We start from the raw sequence: 19308 nt of genomic DNA, 5'->3' as shown, positions 1-19308 counted from the left end.
GCAATTCATTGTGATGTTTGTCTGGCGACGGTTTTTAACACACGCCGTCATTTACTCTGGTGGTAACAAAACCGTAGATTGGAGTACTGTGACTGCTTCATCGCTTCCCCCTTGGGCTCGAGACGTTGCCAGGTAGCGCTCGAAGCAGGGCTGTCCGGGTTCGATCGGGCAAACATCCGCAAGACGCGCGAGATGGTAGGCAGGTTGTGCGCTTACATCCGGGCCGGCGACCCCTGTGCCGGACCGGGCAGGGTTGTTGCCATCCCACTCCCACGGACTGTCGAGCATTGCCTCGCTAAAGGCTGTCACACGGGTACCTGGGGTATTCAGGATATCGTTTTCACTTTGTCGTAATGCAGCTTCTGAAGCCTGAAACGAAATTGCGCTGTCGTGAGCGTTGCTCGCCATTCGCTCCTGCATTACGGATCCCTGCATACCCCCGATGGCTAGCAGGGAGATCAGCAGCAGCATGACAAGCGCGACAATCAACGTCGCCCCGCGCTGGCGCATATTGAGGGGGCTAACGCTATCCATGGACTGTCTCACTCGATTCCGGGTCGCTTTCATTACATTCTCCCCCTGAGTGCGGTGGTGCTGACGGAGATGAGTCGTACACGTCGGTCTCCGTTGTTTGCCTGGGAGACTTCACTGCCAAGCATGTCAAAATTGCGATTGTTCTCTTCTTCCAGAACTTCGTCCTGGCTGCGGGTCATGACCGAGAATCGAACGCTCACGATGGTGTTCCAGTCGACCACCTCGTCGGCGGGGACATAATCATCTGCAGCGCTGGTTCCACCGGTATCTTCGCCATAGAGGATTTGCAGTGTTTCAACGCCGGAGACCAGTTCTTGGGGGGGCTGGAGAGGTGTCATCATGCGCCTGAACAGGGCGGGTTCGCCGTTGGTGCCCTGGCCAATGTAATAAGCCATTGACGTAAACTGGTAGACTCTGGTCTGAGGGTCGTAATTCAGGTTGAAGTTATTGCCGTTGTTCCCCGGGTTGACATTGCCACCGGCCATAGTAACGGAGCTGGAATTAGCGTTGTTGCTCTTCTGGAACATTTCGCCTTCGGAGCAGTCGCCACGGGTTGCTAGAACAACTGATTCGGCCTCCACTCCAGAATTGTCTGCCAAGTTAATGCTGTTACCATTCTGGGGGTTAGCAGAGTTTACGGGCACACCAAGAGAGGTCAGGGCGTTGACAATAATGACATCAGAGTTGGTGATCACTGAGCCGGCAAGGTCAGCAGGCAGGTTTGCACCTGCGGTACCCGAAGCCCAATTACCGGCGCCGGGCGTTGCCATGGCGTTTGCCAGCGTGACGCTATCGCCTGGGCCGGTTCCCGTATACTCCCATCCCTGGAGTGCCTGGTCCAGTGGCACTACTAGGCCGCCATTTAGGCGGTTGTCGACAACCTGGTCAAGCGGCCTGCCCATTTCCGCGAGGCATCCGAAACTGCCCGCTGAACGGAAATCCGGTGTCAGGACGGCGGAAACAAATCGGGTGCTTTCCTGCGCGTGGGCAAGGCCCTGCGTCTGACGATAGGTTTCATTACCGCTCAGATAAATTTGGATTACTCCAAGGGTAAGAATGAGGCCGAGAGCTGTTGCAATCAGCAGCTCAACCAGCGACAGGCCTGATTGGCTGGCCCCAGGACGAGTATCGGGGGCAGAGGGAGCGCGGAACTTTGACATGATCAAATCTGAGTCCTCACTACTACAGGGTTCATGGCCTGGTCGTTCTGGTTCCAGTCTATGGTGACTGTAACCACGTTGGTTAAGGGATCGACTGCAACGGTACGCTCAGCTTCTGGAAGAAGGCAGGCGAGGCTGTTTTCCCAGGCGGCAATGTCGTTGGCTGCAACGGTTGCATTTGCCGGTACGAAAGACGTGGCGCAATCACCACCATCAGCGCCCTGCGCGTCGTCCTGAGCCAGGGCATAGTCACCGGGGTTGTCGGAATTCGCACGAATTCGGTCCAGCAGGTCTTCCGCGAGCAGGACCGCTTGGCTCCGGCTCTGGGACTGAGAGTTCATTTGCAGGGAAACGACCTGTGTTGAAGCAACGCCCAGTATGCCGATGGCAAGGACCAAGACTGTAATGAGTATCTCAATCATGCCAAGACCGGACTGGTGTCTCGGGGAAGCCAGGCCGGAGCGGTGCTTAGAGGTCTGAGTCATAGTTGGAGTCACGGGCATACTTCTCCGTCATCTACTTCGGTTCGTCCAACCGGGCTTACCCGGATCCTTCGGAAGGATATGTCACCACTGGTACAGCCGACCGGAGCGACGGTAAAGGTTTGAGCAGTTTGTGGAACAAGAAACCCGCGCCGATCAAACACCAGATCGCCTACGCTTTCAGTAAAGGTAAGATTACCAGGTGACTCGAACCCGCGAATCTGGTCATTGGTGCAGTCCCCGGCGTCATCGCCTTCGTGCACACACCAACCGCCCCCCAGTCCACCATCGGTACTGAACGTGACGTTTGTGCCGCGTTTGATGGCTTCTGTTCTTGCAAGTTTAATGGATGACACCAGCAAGTTCGTGCCGGTTACCAGCCGATTGCTTTCTATCAGCCTGCCAAAGCCGGGGAGCGCAACAGTCGCAATGATCGCGAGAATGACCATCGTGATGAGTAGTTCTATGAGCGTGAAACCTGCGGTTCTCTTCAACATGCCAAATTCCGTTGGTAAGCCTCAGGTTAGTAAACCAAAGGCGCCATAGATATGCATCGCCTATTCGATGAACGGTCGAACATCCGGTATGGGCGGTATTCGGCGGCTGAAGATGAGGTTTCGGTCACACTCTGGGGGCGACCATCGGGCCTTTGTTCATGGGCCAGGGCAGGTGATGGTCGTTCCCCAGGGAAGTCTGATTTCCCCATCCCCGTCTTCGTCATGGAGTGTCCGAATGCGGCCGCCAATATTGAGGGCCAGGTAACTCATGTCAAATCTTCCGTTGGTTGATGCAGAACACGCGACAAGGCTTCCCATGGTGCCGTGACTCATACCTTTGGCAGATAGCTGGAAGTAGCCTCTTCCGGCTGTTCGGGAATAGAGGCTGGACTGCCCCCTCGTGAGCGTGAACACCCGGTGGACTTTTCCCGCATCCGGTCGCTTGTCGTTGTTTCTGTCTGGAAAGACGGAGACGGCGTTATTCCAGTCATCGGTACACCTCAGCGCGGGAGACAGCGGGCACACGGTGGTCAGGGTTTTCTGGTGGACGGCGTAGGATCGTGCGACGGCAAACATCCGGCGAGTGTCGTTGATCACATCGGTGTGGCGCGTTGAGGAGATAAGCCGAGTCCAGGAGGTGCTGGCAATTCCGGCGAGCATTGCGACCAGCGCGAGCGTGAGAATAAGTTCAACCAGGGTGAAGCCCCTGGTTCGGGCAGGGTATCGCATAGTCAACATCCATGTTGGTGGCTTGGTCTGGGCGCTTTTTTACATCCTGTAGAAAAGCGACATGAATTCTACCGTATATCAATGAACGGTGGTTACCGACGAGAGAATTCTGAGATACCGTTCACTCCATTCCCAGCTTCTTGAGGCGGTACCGAAGCGCTCGAAAGCTGATTCCCAGACGCTTAGCGGCCGCCGTTTTATTCCATCGGGTGGCTTCCAGAGCCTTCTCGATGGCTTGTCTCTCTATGTTCTCCAGGTAGTTTTCCAGGTCAATCTCGCCATCGGGCACCGGGGCAGTCTCGTCATCGTTGGCCTCGCCTTCCGCGATAACCTGGGTGGGGGACGACGCCGTCTGTACACCATTTCCCAGGTGCAGATCGCCGGCATCAATTTGATCGGCATCGCAAAGCGTAAAGGCGCGCTCCAGAACATTTTCGAGTTCCCTTACGTTGCCCGGGAAATCGTACTGTTTGAGCCGCCCGATGGCGCCCTGGGTTAGCGAGGCGGGTTCGCATTCATATTCTTTACCGATTCTTTCGAGAATGTGGCGAGCAAGCAAGGAAATGTCGTCTGGTCGTTCCCGCAGAGGAGGCACAGCCAGTTCAATGACGTTGATCCGGTAGAAAAGGTCTTGCCGAAAAATGCCTTCCTGAACCAGATCTGGAAGGTTCTTATGGGTCGCGCTGAGTACCCGGATATCCACCGGAACTTCCTTGGTATCGCCAACCGGGCGGACAGCCTTTTCCTGAATTGCCCTCAGGAGTTTTACCTGCATTGCCAGAGGCAGGTCAGCAACTTCGTCCAGAAACAAAGTGCCACCGTTGGCAGATCGAAACAGGCCGTCTTTGTTTTCAACGGCCCCGGTAAAGCTGCCCTTTTTGTGCCCAAAAAATTCACTCTCCATCAGTTCAGAGGGGATGGCTCCACAGTTGACAGCTATAAAGGGACCGTCGCGGCGAGGACCCTGCAAATGAATCATTCTTGCGACCAGTTCTTTACCGCTACCCGATTCCCCGCTGATGAAAACAGGTGCCTGGCTCCTGGCCAGTTTCCGAGTTTGGCTTCGGAGTTTTTGAATTTCTGTTGATTTGCCGAGTAACAGACCCGGTTCATCGTCAGTGTCCTGAGTGTTGGCTTCGGCCTCCGACAACCGGAGAGCACTGTTGACCAACTCCCGAAGCCGCGGAAGCTCAACCGGCTTGGACACAAAATCGAAGGCACCGGCCTTCAGGGATTCAATGGCCGTATCCATGTTGCCGTAGGCCGTGATTACAGCCACAGGGGTACAGGGCGTATTCTGCTGTATCCACTGCACAAGCTCGATGCCGTTGCCATCGGGCAGGTTCATGTCTGTCAGGCAGAGCTGTGGTTTGTGTTCACCCAGAAGCTTCTTCGCGCAGGTGATGTCTGGCGCGGTCAGGGTTGTTATTCCCATACGGCTGAGTGTGATTTCCAGAAGGTCCCGGATATCGGGTTCGTCGTCTACGATCAGGGCGGTATGAGTGGTCATTGGATTGTTATCGGTTCCATGTCGTTATTCAGACTACCGGGCTTCCGGATTTGTTAGATCATCCGTCCATGGTGGGCGAATGTAATGCGGAAACAACAGCCGGGCTGGTTGTCCTCTACCAGGGACAGGTGAGCCTGGTTAGCCTCGCACAGTTCTCGAGCCAGATAAAGGCCGAGTCCCGTCCCACTCTTGTCGGTTGTGAAAAAAGGTTCAAAAACAGACACACGGTGCTCCGGAGCGATGCCCGGGCCGAAATCGCGAACATCCACGTAGGCGCGCTCGCCATCGGCGGTCACACCTGCATACAGTTCTATGCGCCGTTCGCCGGTCGCCTGCTTACTATACCGGAGGCCATTGTCACAGAGGTTGACCATCACCTGTTCAATCTGGCTGACATCAAAGCGCGCCAGGGGCAGGTTGCGTTCGGTGCGAAGCAGAATTTCGTCGGATTTCTGGTGTTCGTTGCTCTGGGTTTGCAGGTAATCGTCACGGAACGCTGATAACCATTTGTCGACGTCAATGAGGTCGGTGTCGGCAGCGCGTCGTCTCGACAGGTCAAGCACATTTTCGATGATGCCGTTAACCCGCCGGGAGTGACGTTCGATGATGTCCAGCATTTTGCGATCCCCCTCATCCAGGTTGGGGGATTCGTTCATCAATTGGGACGCGTGACTTATAGCACCCAGCGGGTTACGAATTTCATGGGCAATACCTGCGGTCAGCCGCCCCAGGGACGCCAGCTTCATTTGCTGGGCCTGTTGCGTCACCCTGCTCATGTCATCGATAAATACCAGGATTTGGTCGCCGCGCTGCTGATCGAGCTGAGTGAAATTGGCCTGTACCACGGGCGAGGTTTGTGTAGCCTGGAAAGGTTCTGTTCTGCGGGCAGGGTCTTTCAACCAGGCGTCGAGGCCTCTTCGGAGCGGCCGTGGCAGATTTCGTCCCCGGCTGGGTAGTTTCGAGTCCTCGGTGGCAGTGCCAAACAACAATTCTTCCGCAGCAGCATTAGCCAGGCGGATTCGCCCGAACCGGTCGAGAACAAGTATGCCGGTTCTCATGCGCTGGATAATCTGGCGATTGATCTGCTCCAGTTCGGCAATGCTGCGGGCTCGGGAACTGGCAAGTGCTTCGCTTCGCAGCATGCGCCGGGATATGTATTGGAGGATGAACGCTGCGGCAAAATAGAGAATGCCCAGGGAGCCAGCGCGAACAATCTCATCGGCGGAGTCATCAAACACCAGCACGGACCAGGCCGAGATGCCCAGAGAACAGATAGCACCCAACGCCGCGTAGAAGGTGCCGATCCTGGTAGGGGTAAGAATGTTGCCTGCAGCCACGGAAACAATAACCAGATTGGCCAGACCATTGGTAATGCCGGTGCTGGCAATCAGGAGCCCATGCAGGAGCAGGATGTCCATCAATATGGATACTGTGATGTGGCGGCTTCTGGGCTGAAATCCTGCCAGCATTGTCAGGGCAATGAAGCCATTGATGGCGAGATAGCAGACCACCCCGGCCTGGTAATAATCCATTGCCCGGAAGCGGGAGTCGAAGTTTATAGGGTCTACAAATAGCAACGCCACCAGTATAACGCTGACGACTACACGGTAGTGGTTATAGACCCGAAACAGCCGGCCCCTCTGGTTTGAGGGTGGTGTATCGGTAATGGGCTGCTGATCAGGAGTGGTTGGTTGCGCCATCGTCCAGTGGATATCCCGCGAGAATTCTGATGTCTTGCGGGGTTATAATAGCCTTTTAATGGCAATGAGTTACAGGAGCTGCGTTATGTCCGTGCAAAAGGATGGTCAGGGGCCCGGAAAACTTCGGGTAGTGATGGCCCAACTCGATTTTCTGGTGGGCGATATCCCTGGCAATACCCAAAAGGTGATTGAGGCGACCCGACGCGCGGAACAGGAGCATCAGGCGGATCTGGTTGTGTTCCCGGAATTGTGTCTTACCGGTTACCCACCGGAAGACCTTTTATTAAGACCCAGTATGGATGTGCGCGTTGCAGACGCGCTGGAAACCTTGCGCGGGGAGCATCTGGGCCCCGCCATCATCGTGGGGGCTCCGATACGGGAGGGCGCTCTACTTTACAACGCTGCGGTCGCCATTGAGCAGGGAAATATAACCGGTCGCTACTTCAAGCGGTTTCCTCCCAATTATCAGGTTTTCGACGAGAAGCGCTATTTTGCCAATGGCGTGGATACTCTGGTCATGGATATCAAAGGGGTGCCAGTGGGCATTACCATCTGTGAGGACATTTGGAGCGAGGGGCCGGTGGAAGACGCTGCCGCGGCAGGCGCCAGACTGGTCGTCAACCTCAATGCATCACCCTACGATATTGACAAGCAGGTGCGGCGAAAGGCTCTGGTAGAACGCAAGGCTTTTGAGAATCGGGTGAGTATTGTCTACGTCAATCTGATTGGCGGGCAGGACGAACTGGTCTTTGATGGTGGCTCTGTGGTTTACGACCATTCCGGGGTGCTTGCAGCCGAAGCACCACAGTTCAGCGAAGGGCTCTATCCGGTGGACTTCGTCTGTGAGCATCATTGCCAGCCAATCTCGCAGCCTGCCGTTGCCGAACCGTCGCTGGAGGAAAATGTCTACAAGGCCCTGGTCCTGGGAGTGCAGGACTACGTCAACAAGAATGGTTTTAAATCCGTTGTTCTGGGGCTCTCCGGCGGTATCGATTCAGCGGTGACCCTGGCTGTTGCGGCGGATGCCCTGGGGGCCGACCGGGTACGCGCGGTGATGATGCCTTTTCGCTATACCTCGGGTATGAGTGTTGAAGACGCGGAAGCCGAGGCCGTGGCCCTGGGCGTTCAATACGACGTGTTCTCCATTGAGCCGATGTACGATGCCTTTATGAAAACATTGGCGGCCCCGTTTGAGGGCACGCAACCTGACACTACCGAGGAGAATCTGCAGGCCCGGCTGCGGGGCGTTCTGTTGATGTCTCTGTCCAACAAGTTCGGTTCGCTGGTGCTGACGACTGGCAACAAAAGTGAAATGGCGGTGGGCTACTCGACCCTGTACGGGGATATGGCCGGCGGCTTTGATGTGCTCAAGGACGTTCCCAAAACCCTGGTTTTTCGCCTCGCCTGGTATCGCAACGGTGTTTCGCAGGTGATTCCGGAACGGGTCATTACCCGTCCGCCGTCGGCAGAGCTGGCACCGGATCAGAAAGACGAGGATAGCCTGCCGGGATACGACGTTCTCGATCAGATCCTCAATCTCTACGTGGAGCGGGATCTCAGTGCCGATGCCATTGTGGCTCAGGGGTTCGACAGGGCGGATGTCGATCGCGTGGTGCGGCTGGTGGATATTAACGAATATAAGCGCAGGCAGGCGCCGATAGGCGTGAGAATTACCGAAAGGGGGTTTGGTAAGGATCGGCGTTACCCGATTACCAATGGCTGGAAAAGTGGAAAGTAGATTGCGGTAGGGCTGCCTGATTGCTCGGGCAGCCCTGCCAAATGTTATTCGTCGCCCATCAGGCCGAAGGTCACCACGCTAGACAGGGAGCGGTCCTCGCGTTTGAGGATGTCTGGCTGGAACTCTCCGTTCTCATTGAAGGCGGCGCTGTCCGGGAAGTTCTCTTTCAGCATCGCCACGGCATCCGTTGCTCCTTTTTTCAGATCCATGAAGCGGAACGTTTCCGCCAGGATGATCAAGGCTTCTTCGACGGACGGCGTCGTTGAATAGTTTTCGATAATGTATCGAGCTCGGTTGTTCGCCGCGATGTAGGCTTCCCGGCTGATGTAATATCGTGCCGCGTAAAGTTCCAGTTCAGCCAGGCGGTTGCGGATCGCAATCATGCGCTGGCGGGCATCTGGAGCGTATTCGCTGGAGGGGTAGCGGTTCAGCAGCTCGGAAAAGTCCCGGAACGCCTGGCGCTGTTCGCCGGGGTCTCTTGCCGAAACGTCCACCGGGAAGTAGCGGGCAGCCAGGCCAATATCCAGATTATAGGATGCCAGGCCTCGCATATAGAGCGCATAGTCGGCGTGATCGCTCTGGGGATTCAGTCTGAGAAAACGGTCTGCCGCCGCGCGGGCCCCTTCCAGGTCAAGATTCTGGTAGCGGGCATAAATAAGGTCCAATTGGGCCTGTTCTGCATAGCGGCCAAATGGGTAGTAGGTTTCCAGATAGTCGAGGTTCTGCTCGGCTTCGTTGAAGTTGCCCGAGTTCATCGCATCGCGGGCATTTTCGTAATAGGTTTGTTCCGGCAGTACTTCTTCCTGCTTATCGTTCGATGCGCAGGCACTGATGAATAGCGCTGCGGTGGTGACTAGCAGTAATCGGACAACTGATCTCATGCCGGAATCCCGTATAATGGCAAAATTCGAAACGTCGGCCATTGTAACGGGGATCCGTTCACATGTGCAGTGGCACGCGCCGTGGATTCAGAAATTCTGACTCAAACGTAACACTCATACCGGCCCCGGGGGCTCAATGTCATCTGAAAACCGTATTATCGCCAGCTTCTCCATTCCACCGGAGCACAGCGACCGCCGCCTGGATCAGGCTGCGGCCGAACTGATGCCGGAGCACTCGCGCTCCCGACTGCAGGGCTGGATCAAAAGCGGCGCACTGACGGTCAATGGAAAAACCTGTAAGCCCCGGGACAAGGTAATGCTGGGCGACCGGCTCGATCTGGATGCGGAGCCGGAAGCGCAAGTCAGTTGGGAAGCGGAATCGATAGACCTGGATATTGTGTATGAAGACGAGCACCTGTTGGTCATTAACAAGCCTGCGGGCCTCGTGGTCCACCCGGCGGCAGGCCACGCTGACGGCACCCTGGTCAATGCCTTGCTCAACCATGCCCCGGAAGTGGAGAACCTGCCCAGAGCAGGGATTGTGCATCGTCTCGACAAAGATACGTCCGGCATCATGGTGGTAGCGCGCAGCCTGATTGCTCATACATCGCTGGTCGACCAGTTGCAGACCCGGACCATGGGGCGGGAATACGAAGCCATTGTGGTTGGCACCCTTACTGGAGGCTCGACGGTGGATGCACCGATTGGTCGCCACCCTCGTGAGCGCAAGAAAATGGCGGTCGTGCCTACCGGTAAGCCGGCGGTAACGCATTATCGCCTGGTGGAGCGCTTCGCAGCGCACACCCACGTTCGCTGTAAGCTGGAGAGCGGCCGTACCCACCAGATACGGGTGCATATGGCCCACGTGAAACATCCATTGGTGGGCGACCCTCAGTATGGCGGTCGGCTACGTCTGCCGAAAGGCACAACAGACGAACTGAGGGACGTGCTTGCCAGTTTCCAGCGGCAGGCTCTCCATGCACGCCAGTTGACATTGGAACACCCGCAAACCGGTGAGATACTGACTTGGGAGGTGCCGCTGCCCGATGACATCGAGGGTCTGCTGGTCGCACTTCGCAAGCACGTTAAGGAGCTGGAGAACCATGACGTCTGAACTGCCGGTGATTGTCCCTGACTGGCCCGCTCCGTCCTGGGTTCATGCCGCATGCACGACGAGAATGGGCGGGGTCAGTCAGGCGCCGTGGCAGTCCCTGAACCTCGGCACGCATGTGGGAGATCATCCCGATGATGTTGCGAAAAATCGGTCCCTGCTTGGGCGGTGGGCTGAGCCCGGCGCTCAGTCGTTCGGTTGGCTTAACCAGGTTCATGGTACTGACGTTGTTGAGTTGCCGCAGTCGGGTGCGGTCACCGCGGATGCCAGTGTGACCTCCCAGCCTGGGGTGGCATGTGTGGTGATGACAGCGGACTGTCTTCCGGTGCTTTTCTGTAACCCCGCCAGTGGCCAGGTGGCCGCTGCTCACGCTGGCTGGCGCGGCTTGTGTGGTGGTGTTCTGGAGCGAACGGTTGAGTATCTGGGTAATCCTGCTGCCGTCCTGGCGTGGTTGGGGCCGGCCATTGGTCCTGAGCAGTTTGAGGTTGGCCCTGAGGTGAGAGGGGCCTTCCTGATGAATGATTCCCAGTCGGGTGATGCCTTCATTTCCAATCCGCGAAATCCAACGCATTATCTTGCGGATATCTATGAGCTTGCCCGGCAGAGGCTGGCAATGGCAGGTGTGCTTCAGGTCTACGGTGGTGAATTCTGCACGGTGACCGATCGTGAGCGTTTTTTCTCCTATCGTCGAGACGGGCAAACCGGGAGAATGGCAAGCCTGATATTCATCTCATGACATTCGTCAATTTTCTGACACTTTCCCGTCCGGTCTGCTTGAACTCCCGCCAAACGCCCCTACATTAACTGTCAAAGCAGACGCAATGTCGCCGATGGAAGTCTCCCATCGGTTCAGTGACAGAGATTTGGGAAGACCGAATTATGAGAATCGACAAACTGACCAGCAAACTCCAGACAGCACTGGCCGACGCCCAGTCGCTAGCGGTAGGCAGGGATCACAACTTTATAGAACCCGTGCACCTGATGCAGGCGCTGATGGACCAGGAAGGCAGCTCCATCAAGCCGCTGTTGAAACAATCGGGCGCTGAGCCTTCCCGGATACGCCAGGCTGTGGCCCAGGAGATTGAAAACCTGCCGGAAGTGCAGGGCTCTGCCGGCGATGTCTCTATGTCAAACGATATGGGCCGGCTCTTCAATATTGCCGACAAGCTGGCGCAGAAACGTGGTGACCAGTTCATTTCCAGCGAATTGCTGCTGCTGGCCGCGCTAGAGGACCGGGGCAGCCTTGGGCGGGTTCTGCGGGAGCAGGGTGTTGACAAATCGGCATTGGAGCGTGCCATCGATGAGGTCAGGGGTGGCGAGTCGGTTGACGATGCGTCTGCAGAAGAGCATCGCCAGGCGCTTTCCAAATACACCATTGATCTGACCGAACGTGCCGAGGCTGGCAAATTGGACCCGGTGATTGGTCGGGATGATGAGATCCGTCGGACCATTCAGGTGCTGCAGCGTCGTCGCAAGAACAATCCGGTGCTCATTGGTGAGCCCGGTGTGGGTAAAACCGCAATTGTAGAAGGACTTGCCCAGCGCATTGTCAACGGCGAGGTGCCCGAAGGGCTCAAGAACAAGCGCGTGCTGTCTTTGGATATGGGCTCGCTGATTGCGGGCGCCAAGTTCCGGGGTGAGTTTGAAGAGCGCCTCAAATCCGTGCTGAATGAGTTGTCCAAGCAGGAAGGGCAGATCATCCTGTTCATCGACGAAATTCACACCATGGTCGGCGCCGGTAAAGCGGAAGGCTCCATGGACGCCGGCAATATGCTCAAGCCCGCCCTGTCGCGCGGGGAGTTACATTGCGTCGGCGCCACCACCCTTGACGAGTATCGCGAAAATATTGAGAAAGACGCCGCCCTTGAGCGTCGGTTCCAGAAGGTACTGGTCTCCGAGCCTACCGAGGAGGACACCATCGCGATCCTCCGCGGCCTGAAGGAGCGCTACGAAGTTCATCACGGCGTGGAGGTCACAGACGGTGCCATCATCGCAGCGGCCAAGTTGTCTCATCGTTACATCGCTGACCGTCAGTTGCCGGACAAGGCCATTGATCTGGTGGATGAGGCTGCAAGCCAGATCCGCATGGAGATGGACTCCAAGCCAGAAGCGCTGGATCGCCTTGAGCGGCGTCTGATCCAATTGAAAATAGAGCGGGAGGCGTTGAAAAAGGAAACCGATGCCGCCTCCAAGAAGCGGCTTTCTGAGCTCTCGGATGTCATCTCCGGTATCGAGCGTGAGTACGCGGACCTGGAAGAGGTCTGGAATACCGAAAAAGCGGCACTGCATGGTTCCCAGAAGATCAAGAGTCAACTGGAACAAGCCCGGATCGACCTGGAAAATGCCCGCCGTGCAGGCGATCTCGGGCGCATGTCGGAGTTGCAATACGGCCGGATTCCGGAGCTGGAGCGCCAACTGGATATGGCGAGCCAGGCGGAAATGATGGAGATGAAGCTGCTGCGTAACCGCGTGACCGATGAGGAAATCGCCGAAGTGGTGTCCAAGTGGACGGGTATTCCGGTTTCGAAGATGCTCGAGGGCGAACGCGACAAGCTGATGCGAATGGAGGAAGCCCTCCATGGACGTGTCATCGGTCAGGACGAAGCCGTTGAGGCTGTGTCCAACGCGGTTCGTCGGTCCCGTGCAGGACTGTCAGACCCTCACCGCCCTAATGGTTCTTTCCTGTTCCTGGGGCCGACCGGTGTGGGTAAGACCGAGCTCTGCAAAGCCCTGGCGTCGTTCCTCTTCGATACCGAGGAGGCCATGGTTCGAATCGACATGTCTGAGTTCATGGAGAAGCATTCCGTCGCTCGGCTGATCGGTGCCCCTCCGGGATACGTTGGTTATGAAGAGGGTGGCTATCTGACCGAGGCCGTCCGTCGCCGGCCCTACTCAGTGTTGTTGTTGGATGAAGTTGAGAAGGCGCACCCGGACGTATTTAATATCCTGTTGCAGGTGCTGGAGGATGGGCGCCTTACAGATGGTCAGGGCAGAACGGTGGATTTTCGCAATACCGTCATCGTGATGACCTCAAACCTGGGGTCGGACATCATTCAGCAGAAAGCGGGTGAGGAAAACTACGAGTCCATGAAGAAGGACGTTATGGACGTAGTGGGTACTCACTTCAGGCCAGAGTTCATTAACCGGGTGGATGAAGTGGTGGTGTTTCATCCGCTGGCTGAAAGCCAGATTCAGGGCATTGCCCGGATTCAGATTAATGCTCTGGGCAAGCGCCTGAAAGAGCAGGATATGTCGTTGATGCTGGACGACGCTGCGATGGAGCTGCTGGCGGAAGTTGGCTACGACCCCGTTTACGGTGCTCGTCCATTGAAGCGGGCTATTCAGCGGATGATTGAGAATCCGCTGGCCCAGAGGTTATTGCAAGGGGACTTCCTGCCCGGTGATACCATTCGTGGGTCGGTCAAAGATCATGGTTTGGAGTTCTTGAAAGCGTAATGTCAGGAGCGACGAGGCGGAGCATTGTGCTCTCCCTCGTCCGGATCCAGCCAGAGTGTCTCTTGCATTAACCTTCGGCAGGTTCGCCGCAGTTTTCCTCTGCGATTTTCTCAAACTGCTGTTTCTGCTCCTCGATTTCTTCGGGGGTCAGATACCGCAGTTCCCCTTCCTCTTCTATACGGATCCTGCTGTTCTGCTGAATTAGCTTAAGATTGGTGCGTGCGGTTTCGCAGTTGGCTTCCCGTTGTTTGCGCCGCGCTTCCTCTACGGCGCTTTCCTGGCGTTTCTCGCTTTCTTTGGCTTCCCGGGTTTCGAGCTGTTTCAATTGTTCCTGCGGGCTCATCCGGTTGCCTCCGGAGGATTTGCCGGTGCGAACATTGACGGACTCCGCCTGCTGTCCGGTTGGCTGCCGATCGCCAAAGTGCGTAACCCCGTCTTCGTCGGTCCATTTATACACGGAAGCCGCGAAAGCCATTGCTGGTGTCGCAGCCAGAAGTACTGCCAGGGTGAGGGTTTTTCTGTTCATGCCGTTGCTCATTCCGCGTTAGCCTTGTCGAAGTTCCGCCCGTAGCGGCCCCGTCTCTATGTTAGCCTATGTTTATCATGCCATTTGTAAAGGCAAGTTTCTTCAATCTGGTTCAAATAGTTGCACAAAGTATGGCAGACCTTCGGTGGGTACGGGCAGAGAAAACAGCCGCCGCTATTGACAGGGAGTTTAGCGCTGTCAAAATTACCGATTGCCTGAAGACTGGGGTCAATACGGCAGGCAATCCCGAGCGAGTATCCCCCGTTAATTACCACACTGAATGCCCCGCGCAGGTCGCGGACTGGTTGTTGCTTACGTGCAACCCGTTGATTGGCCGTTCTCCGCAACCCTCAGGAGGGCGGCTGGCCAGGAGACAACCTCTTAATAGCTGGTGTGGCGGAGTATCCGGTTCAGCTTTCACAAGAAGCATGATGTCCGGACATCCAGGCAACCGGGACGTTTCCCGGCTCATTCACTCGTAGAAGAGGGTAGAACATCGTGGAGTTATTGTCTGGCGCCGATATGCTGATCCGGTCCCTGCAAGATGAGGGGATCGAATACATATATGGCTATCCGGGTGGTGCAGCGTTGCATATTTATGACGCGCTGTTCAGGCAGGACAAAGTCAAGCACATTCTGGTGCGTCACGAGCAGGCTGCGGTCCACATGGCCGACGGTTATGCCCGTGCTACCGGATTACCGGGCACCGTTCTGGTGACCTCGGGTCCTGGAGCCACCAACACCATCACTGGCATTGCCACTGCCTTCATGGATTCCATCCCGATGGTGGTCCTGTGCGGTCAGGTTGCATCGACTCTGATTGGTGAAGATGCATTCCAGGAGACCGATATGATCGGTGTCTCCCGTCCTGTCGTGAAACACAACCTGAGTGTCCGTCATCCGGAAGAGATCCCCGAGATCGTTCGCAAGGCCTATTACATTGCCTCAACAGGTCGTCCCGGACCGGTTGTTGTTGATATCCCGAAAGATATGACAACGCCAAACGAGCGCTACGAGTATGTCTTTCCCAAGAAGGTCAAGCTCCGTTCGTACAATCCGGCCATTCGTGGCCACGCTGGGCAGATCAAGAAAGCCGTCGATATGCTCATGGCAGCCAAGCGTCCCATTATTTATGCGGGCGGCGGTGTCATCCTCGGCAAGGCTACGGATCAGCTGACCGAGTTGGTCAGGATGTTGGGTTATCCGATTACCAACACTCTGATGGGCATTGGGTGTTATCCGGCCTCTGATACTCAACACATCGGCTGGCTGGGCATGCATGGCACCTACGAATCCAACATGGCCATGCATCATTCGGATCTTATCCTCTGTGTGGGTGCGCGATTCGATGACCGGGTGACCAACGCGACAGAAAAATTCTGTCCCGGTGCCCGCATTGTCCATATCGATATCGACCCGGCCTCCATCTCCAAAACCATTGATGCGGATGTTCCCATTGTTGGCCCGGTGGATGCGGTGCTTAAGGAAATGATCACTCTCGTCAAAGAGAGCAAGGAAAAGCCTGACGCCGACGCAATTGCTGCCTGGTGGAAGCAGATTGAAGAGTGGCGGGCATTCCATGGCATGCGTTACGAGACCAGCCCGGATGTCATCAAGCCTCAGGAAGTGGTGGAGGCGCTCTGGAAGCTTACCAATGGTGAAGCCTTTGTGACCTCCGATGTGGGTCAGCACCAGATGTTTGCAGCCCAGTACTACAAGTTTGATAAGCCCAATCGCTGGATCAACTCCGGCGGCCTTGGCACCATGGGCTTCGGCCTGCCAGCGGCTATGGGGGTCAAGTTGAACTTCCCCGATGACGAGGTGCTTTGCATTACCGGTGAAGGCAGTATCCAGATGAATATCCAGGAGCTGTCGACCTGTAGTCAGTACGATATTCCAGTAAAGATCATCAATCTGAATAACCAGGCCCTTGGTATGGTCAAGCAGTGGCAGGACATGAACTACGAGTCCCGTCACTCCCAGTCCTACATGGAGTCCCTGCCGGACTTCATCAAACTGGCAGAGGCCTATGGTCACGTTGGTGTCCGAATCGACCGAAAGGAAGATCTGGTGCCAAAGCTCAAAGAAGTGCTGGCGATGAAAGACCGGCTGGTTTTCGTTGATATCTACGTGGACCGTTTTGAACACGTCTACCCGATGCAGGTGGCCCGTGGTTCAATGAAGGACATGTGGCTCAGCAAGACGGAGAGGGTCTGATCATGCGTCGAATCATTTCTGTTTTGCTTGAAAACGAGCCCGGTGCACTGTCCCGTGTTGTTGGTCTGTTCTCGCAGCGTAACTACAACATTGAAACGTTGACGGTGGCGCCGACCGAGGACGAAACCCTGTCGCGCCTGACGGTAACGACCACAGGCTCGGACAAAGTCATCGAGCAGATCACCAAGCAGCTCAACAAGCTGATTGAAGTGGTCAAGCTGGTGGATCTGACGGAGGGCTCCCACATCGAGCGTGAGCTGATGCTGGTCAAGCTCAAGGCCACCGGGTCCCAGCGTGCCGAGATCAAGCGTACGGTTGATATCTTCCGTGGCCAGATTGTGGATGTTACCAGCTCGGTCTATACCGTTCAGTTGGCCGGTGCCAGTGAAAAACTGGACGGCTTTATTCAGGCGGTGGGTACCTCGGGCGTGCTTGAGGTTGTTCGCAGCGGGGTTTCGGGCATCGCCCGTGGTGAAAAGGTATTAAGCCTGTAACAGGCACTGACATCATTCTGTACAATGACGGCCCCCAAAAGGCCAATACAATATTATAGAGGTTTTCCATGCAGGTTTATTACGATAAGGATTGTGATCTTTCCATCATTCAGGGCAAGAAAGTTGCCATCATCGGTTTTGGCTCACAGGGGCACGCGCATGCATGCAACCTGAAAGAGTCCGGTGTGGATGTAACGGTTGGTCTGCGCCCAGGTTCTTCTTCCATTGCCAAGGCGGAAGCCTATGGCCTCAAAACCAGTGACGTTCCCGCAGCAGTTGCCGCAGCGGATGTAGTTATGGTTCTGACGCCGGACGAGTTCCAGGCCCAACTGTATAACGCAGAGATCGAGCCGAATCTGAAGCAGGGCGCCACTCTGGCGTTTGCCCATGGTTTTGCGATCCACTACAACCAGATCGTGCCGCGCAAAGATCTGGATGTGATCATGATTGCCCCGAAAGCGCCGGGCCACACTGTGCGCACCGAATTTACCCGTGGCGGCGGTATCCCTGATCTGATTGCCATCTTCCAGGATGCTTCCGGCAACGCCAAGAACCTGGCGCTCTCGTACGCCAGCGGTATCGGTGGCGGCCGCACCGGCATCATCGAAACCACCTTCAAGGATGAGACTGAAACCGATCTGTTTGGTGAGCAGGCTGTTCTCTGTGGTGGTACCGTTGAGCTGGTAAAGGCGGCCTTCGAAACACTCGTGGATGCCGGTTACGAGCCTGAAATGGCGTACTTCGAGTGTCTGCACGAGCTGAAGCTGATTGTTGACCTGATGTACGAGGGCGGTATTGCCAACATGAACTACTCCATCTCCAACAACGCGGAGTATGGTGAGTACGTGACTGGTCCGGAGATCATCAACGAGCAATCCCGCGAAGCTATGCGCAATGCCTTGAAGCGCATCCAGACCGGTGAATACGCCAAGATGTTTATTCAGGAAGGCAGCAGCAACTACCCGTCCATGACGGCCCGTCGCCGCATTAATGCCGAGCATCAGATTGAGACCGTTGGCGAAAAACTGCGCTCCATGATGCCCTGGATCTCCGCGAACAAGATCGTGGACAAAGACAAAAACTGATCCGGTACCTCGGACTGGTTTGGAAAACGCGGCCCGGGTGGCCGCGTTTTTCGTATATACTCCGCCTAAATGCTTTCCGGAGTGATTGGAATGACTGATGAAAAGAAGCAGGCCGAAACACAGGCTGAAAAGAAAGATGTTCGGGGACGGTCAGACGCCTCTGGTCATGAACATGATATTGAGTCCGGCGAAGTTGTCGAGGAAGAGTTGGTAGAGGGGGCGCCGGTTCGTCGCAAGGGGATATACCTGCTGCCTAATGCGCTGACAACGGCTTCCCTGTTCTCTGGCTTCTACGCGATCGTTTCCGCCGCAAACGGCGTATTCGACAATGCCGCGATTGCGATCTTTGTATCCATGATCCTGGATGGGCTTGACGGTCGGGTTGCCAGGTTGACCAATACTCAGAGTAAGTTCGGCGAGGAATACGACAGTCTCGCGGATATGGTCGCCTTTGGTGTGGCTCCGGGTATGGTGGCGTTCTTCTGGTCGCTGAACAGTCTTGGTCAGGTTGGTTGGGCTATTACCTTTATCTATGTGGCGGGAGCTGCTTTGCGGTTGGCACGATTCAACACCCAGATCGGCTCCATGGACAAGAAGTTTTTCGTGGGGCTGCCCAGTCCTGCGGCTGCAGCGTGTGTTGCCGGGTTAGTGTGGTGTTTTCATGCGATGGAGCCGGCCAGTTGGCTAACCCTCATGACGATCATCGTCGTTGGCGGTTGTGGTGTGTTGATGGTCAGCAACATTCTCTATAAGAGTTTCAAGGACCTGGATATGCGGGGGCGGGTGCCGTTCGCTGCAATACTCCTGGTGGTGCTGATGTTTGTGGTTGTCGCGCTTGATCCGGCAACAGTCCTGTTTAGCGGGTTCCTTATCTATGCGTTGTCGGGGCCGGTTTTTGCACTGTTTAGAAAATCGCGCCGCTCGGCAGGCGAGTCGGCGTAATTTCGGCCTGAAAAATGAACGTTCTGATTGAGGTTTGATCAGCGTTATAGGGGGTAACCGAAACAGAGTAAAATTAATTGATTAACCTCGTTGACACATTCTCAGGGCTCTGTAGAATGCGCATCTCTTTCGAGGGGAACGCCACCGAGGCGGACCAGAAATTGAAAGGCAACCGTTTGAATTTGTTGGCAGTTTTTCGGTTTAAAGCCGAAGTCAAAATAAACGGTTGACAAGGCAGCGATTCGA

At 55.8% G+C, this 19308-nt stretch carries 17 protein-coding genes; 8 read left to right on the top strand and 9 right to left on the bottom strand.

Annotated elements, in window-relative coordinates; genetic code table 11:
* Positions 1-51 precede the first annotated feature (51 nt).
* The 7 genes from B2590_RS16430 to B2590_RS16400 all read right to left on the bottom strand — a co-directional run bounded on the left by B2590_RS16430 (position 52) and on the right by B2590_RS16400 (position 6612).
* A complete protein-coding gene (locus B2590_RS16430; protein ID WP_052479559.1) occupies positions 52-567 on the bottom strand; it encodes a pilus assembly PilX family protein in 516 nt (171 codons plus the stop codon).
* A complete protein-coding gene (locus B2590_RS16425) occupies positions 567-1694 on the bottom strand; it encodes a PilW family protein (protein ID WP_041335408.1) in 1128 nt (375 codons plus the stop codon). The genes B2590_RS16430 and B2590_RS16425 overlap by 1 nt, the downstream gene beginning before the upstream one ends.
* Before the next feature lie 2 nt (positions 1695-1696).
* Positions 1697-2179, bottom strand: a complete 483-nt coding sequence (gene pilV, locus B2590_RS16420) for a type IV pilus modification protein PilV (protein WP_052479560.1) — start codon at positions 2177-2179, stop codon at positions 1697-1699.
* An 8-nt stretch (positions 2180-2187) separates the two neighbouring features.
* Positions 2188-2673, bottom strand: a complete 486-nt coding sequence (locus tag B2590_RS16415; RefSeq protein ID WP_052479561.1) for a GspH/FimT family pseudopilin — start codon at positions 2671-2673, stop codon at positions 2188-2190.
* A 156-nt stretch (positions 2674-2829) separates the two neighbouring features.
* Positions 2830-3402, bottom strand: coding sequence for a GspH/FimT family pseudopilin (locus tag B2590_RS16410; RefSeq protein ID WP_041335410.1), 573 nt, complete (start codon positions 3400-3402; stop codon positions 2830-2832).
* A 121-nt stretch (positions 3403-3523) separates the two neighbouring features.
* Entirely contained in the window at positions 3524-4912 is a 1389-nt protein-coding gene (locus B2590_RS16405; RefSeq protein WP_075195691.1) for a sigma-54-dependent transcriptional regulator, read from the bottom strand.
* A gap of 53 nt (positions 4913-4965) precedes the next feature.
* Positions 4966-6612: a sensor histidine kinase gene (locus B2590_RS16400; RefSeq protein ID WP_286809931.1), complete on the bottom strand. Its 1647-nt coding sequence runs from the start codon at positions 6610-6612 to the stop codon at positions 4966-4968.
* An 85-nt stretch (positions 6613-6697) separates the two neighbouring features.
* Here B2590_RS16400 and B2590_RS16395 point away from each other — a divergent pair, with 85 nt between their 5' ends.
* Positions 6698-8350 carry an NAD+ synthase gene (locus B2590_RS16395; RefSeq protein ID WP_286809932.1) on the top strand — a complete coding sequence of 551 codons (1653 nt, stop codon included), beginning with the start codon at positions 6698-6700 and terminating at the stop codon, positions 8348-8350.
* Between the two features lie 44 nt (positions 8351-8394).
* Here B2590_RS16395 and B2590_RS16390 read toward each other — a convergent pair whose 3' ends face one another.
* Positions 8395-9231, bottom strand: a complete 837-nt coding sequence (locus B2590_RS16390; RefSeq protein ID WP_041336829.1) for an outer membrane protein assembly factor BamD — start codon at positions 9229-9231, stop codon at positions 8395-8397.
* Between the two features lie 136 nt (positions 9232-9367).
* On the opposite strand from B2590_RS16390, the gene rluD reads away from it, so the two are divergent.
* The 3 genes from rluD to clpB all read left to right on the top strand — a co-directional run bounded on the left by rluD (position 9368) and on the right by clpB (position 13798).
* Positions 9368-10345 carry a 23S rRNA pseudouridine(1911/1915/1917) synthase RluD gene (gene rluD / locus B2590_RS16385; RefSeq protein ID WP_126810572.1) on the top strand — a complete coding sequence of 326 codons (978 nt, stop codon included), beginning with the start codon at positions 9368-9370 and terminating at the stop codon, positions 10343-10345.
* Entirely contained in the window at positions 10335-11078 is a 744-nt protein-coding gene (gene pgeF / locus B2590_RS16380; RefSeq protein WP_126810571.1) for a peptidoglycan editing factor PgeF, read from the top strand. Before rluD ends, pgeF begins: the two co-directional genes overlap by 11 nt.
* A gap of 143 nt (positions 11079-11221) precedes the next feature.
* On the top strand, positions 11222-13798 hold the full coding sequence (clpB, locus tag B2590_RS16375) for an ATP-dependent chaperone ClpB (RefSeq protein WP_286809933.1): 2577 nt from the start codon (positions 11222-11224) through the stop codon (positions 13796-13798).
* A 67-nt stretch (positions 13799-13865) separates the two neighbouring features.
* Here clpB and B2590_RS16370 read toward each other — a convergent pair whose 3' ends face one another.
* Positions 13866-14324, bottom strand: a complete 459-nt coding sequence (locus B2590_RS16370) for a DUF4124 domain-containing protein (protein WP_286809934.1) — start codon at positions 14322-14324, stop codon at positions 13866-13868.
* Positions 14325-14822: 498 nt separating this feature from the next.
* Here B2590_RS16370 and B2590_RS16365 point away from each other — a divergent pair, with 498 nt between their 5' ends.
* From B2590_RS16365 to pssA, 4 genes are all read left to right on the top strand, one after another.
* A complete protein-coding gene (locus tag B2590_RS16365; RefSeq protein ID WP_085681584.1) occupies positions 14823-16541 on the top strand; it encodes an acetolactate synthase 3 large subunit in 1719 nt (572 codons plus the stop codon).
* A 2-nt stretch (positions 16542-16543) separates the two neighbouring features.
* Positions 16544-17035, top strand: a complete 492-nt coding sequence (ilvN, locus tag B2590_RS16360) for an acetolactate synthase small subunit (RefSeq protein WP_007155058.1) — start codon at positions 16544-16546, stop codon at positions 17033-17035.
* Positions 17036-17103: 68 nt separating this feature from the next.
* Positions 17104-18120: a ketol-acid reductoisomerase gene (ilvC, locus tag B2590_RS16355; RefSeq protein ID WP_007155057.1), complete on the top strand. Its 1017-nt coding sequence runs from the start codon at positions 17104-17106 to the stop codon at positions 18118-18120.
* A 90-nt stretch (positions 18121-18210) separates the two neighbouring features.
* Positions 18211-19062: a CDP-diacylglycerol--serine O-phosphatidyltransferase gene (pssA, locus tag B2590_RS16350; RefSeq protein WP_036203693.1), complete on the top strand. Its 852-nt coding sequence runs from the start codon at positions 18211-18213 to the stop codon at positions 19060-19062.
* Positions 19063-19308: the final 246 nt, after the last annotated feature.

Origin of the sequence: Marinobacter sp. UBA3604 (genome assembly GCF_002375325.1) — a bacterium.
GTDB lineage: Bacteria > Pseudomonadota > Gammaproteobacteria > Pseudomonadales > Oleiphilaceae > Marinobacter > Marinobacter salarius.
This window is presented reverse-complemented; position numbering and strand designations above follow the sequence as displayed.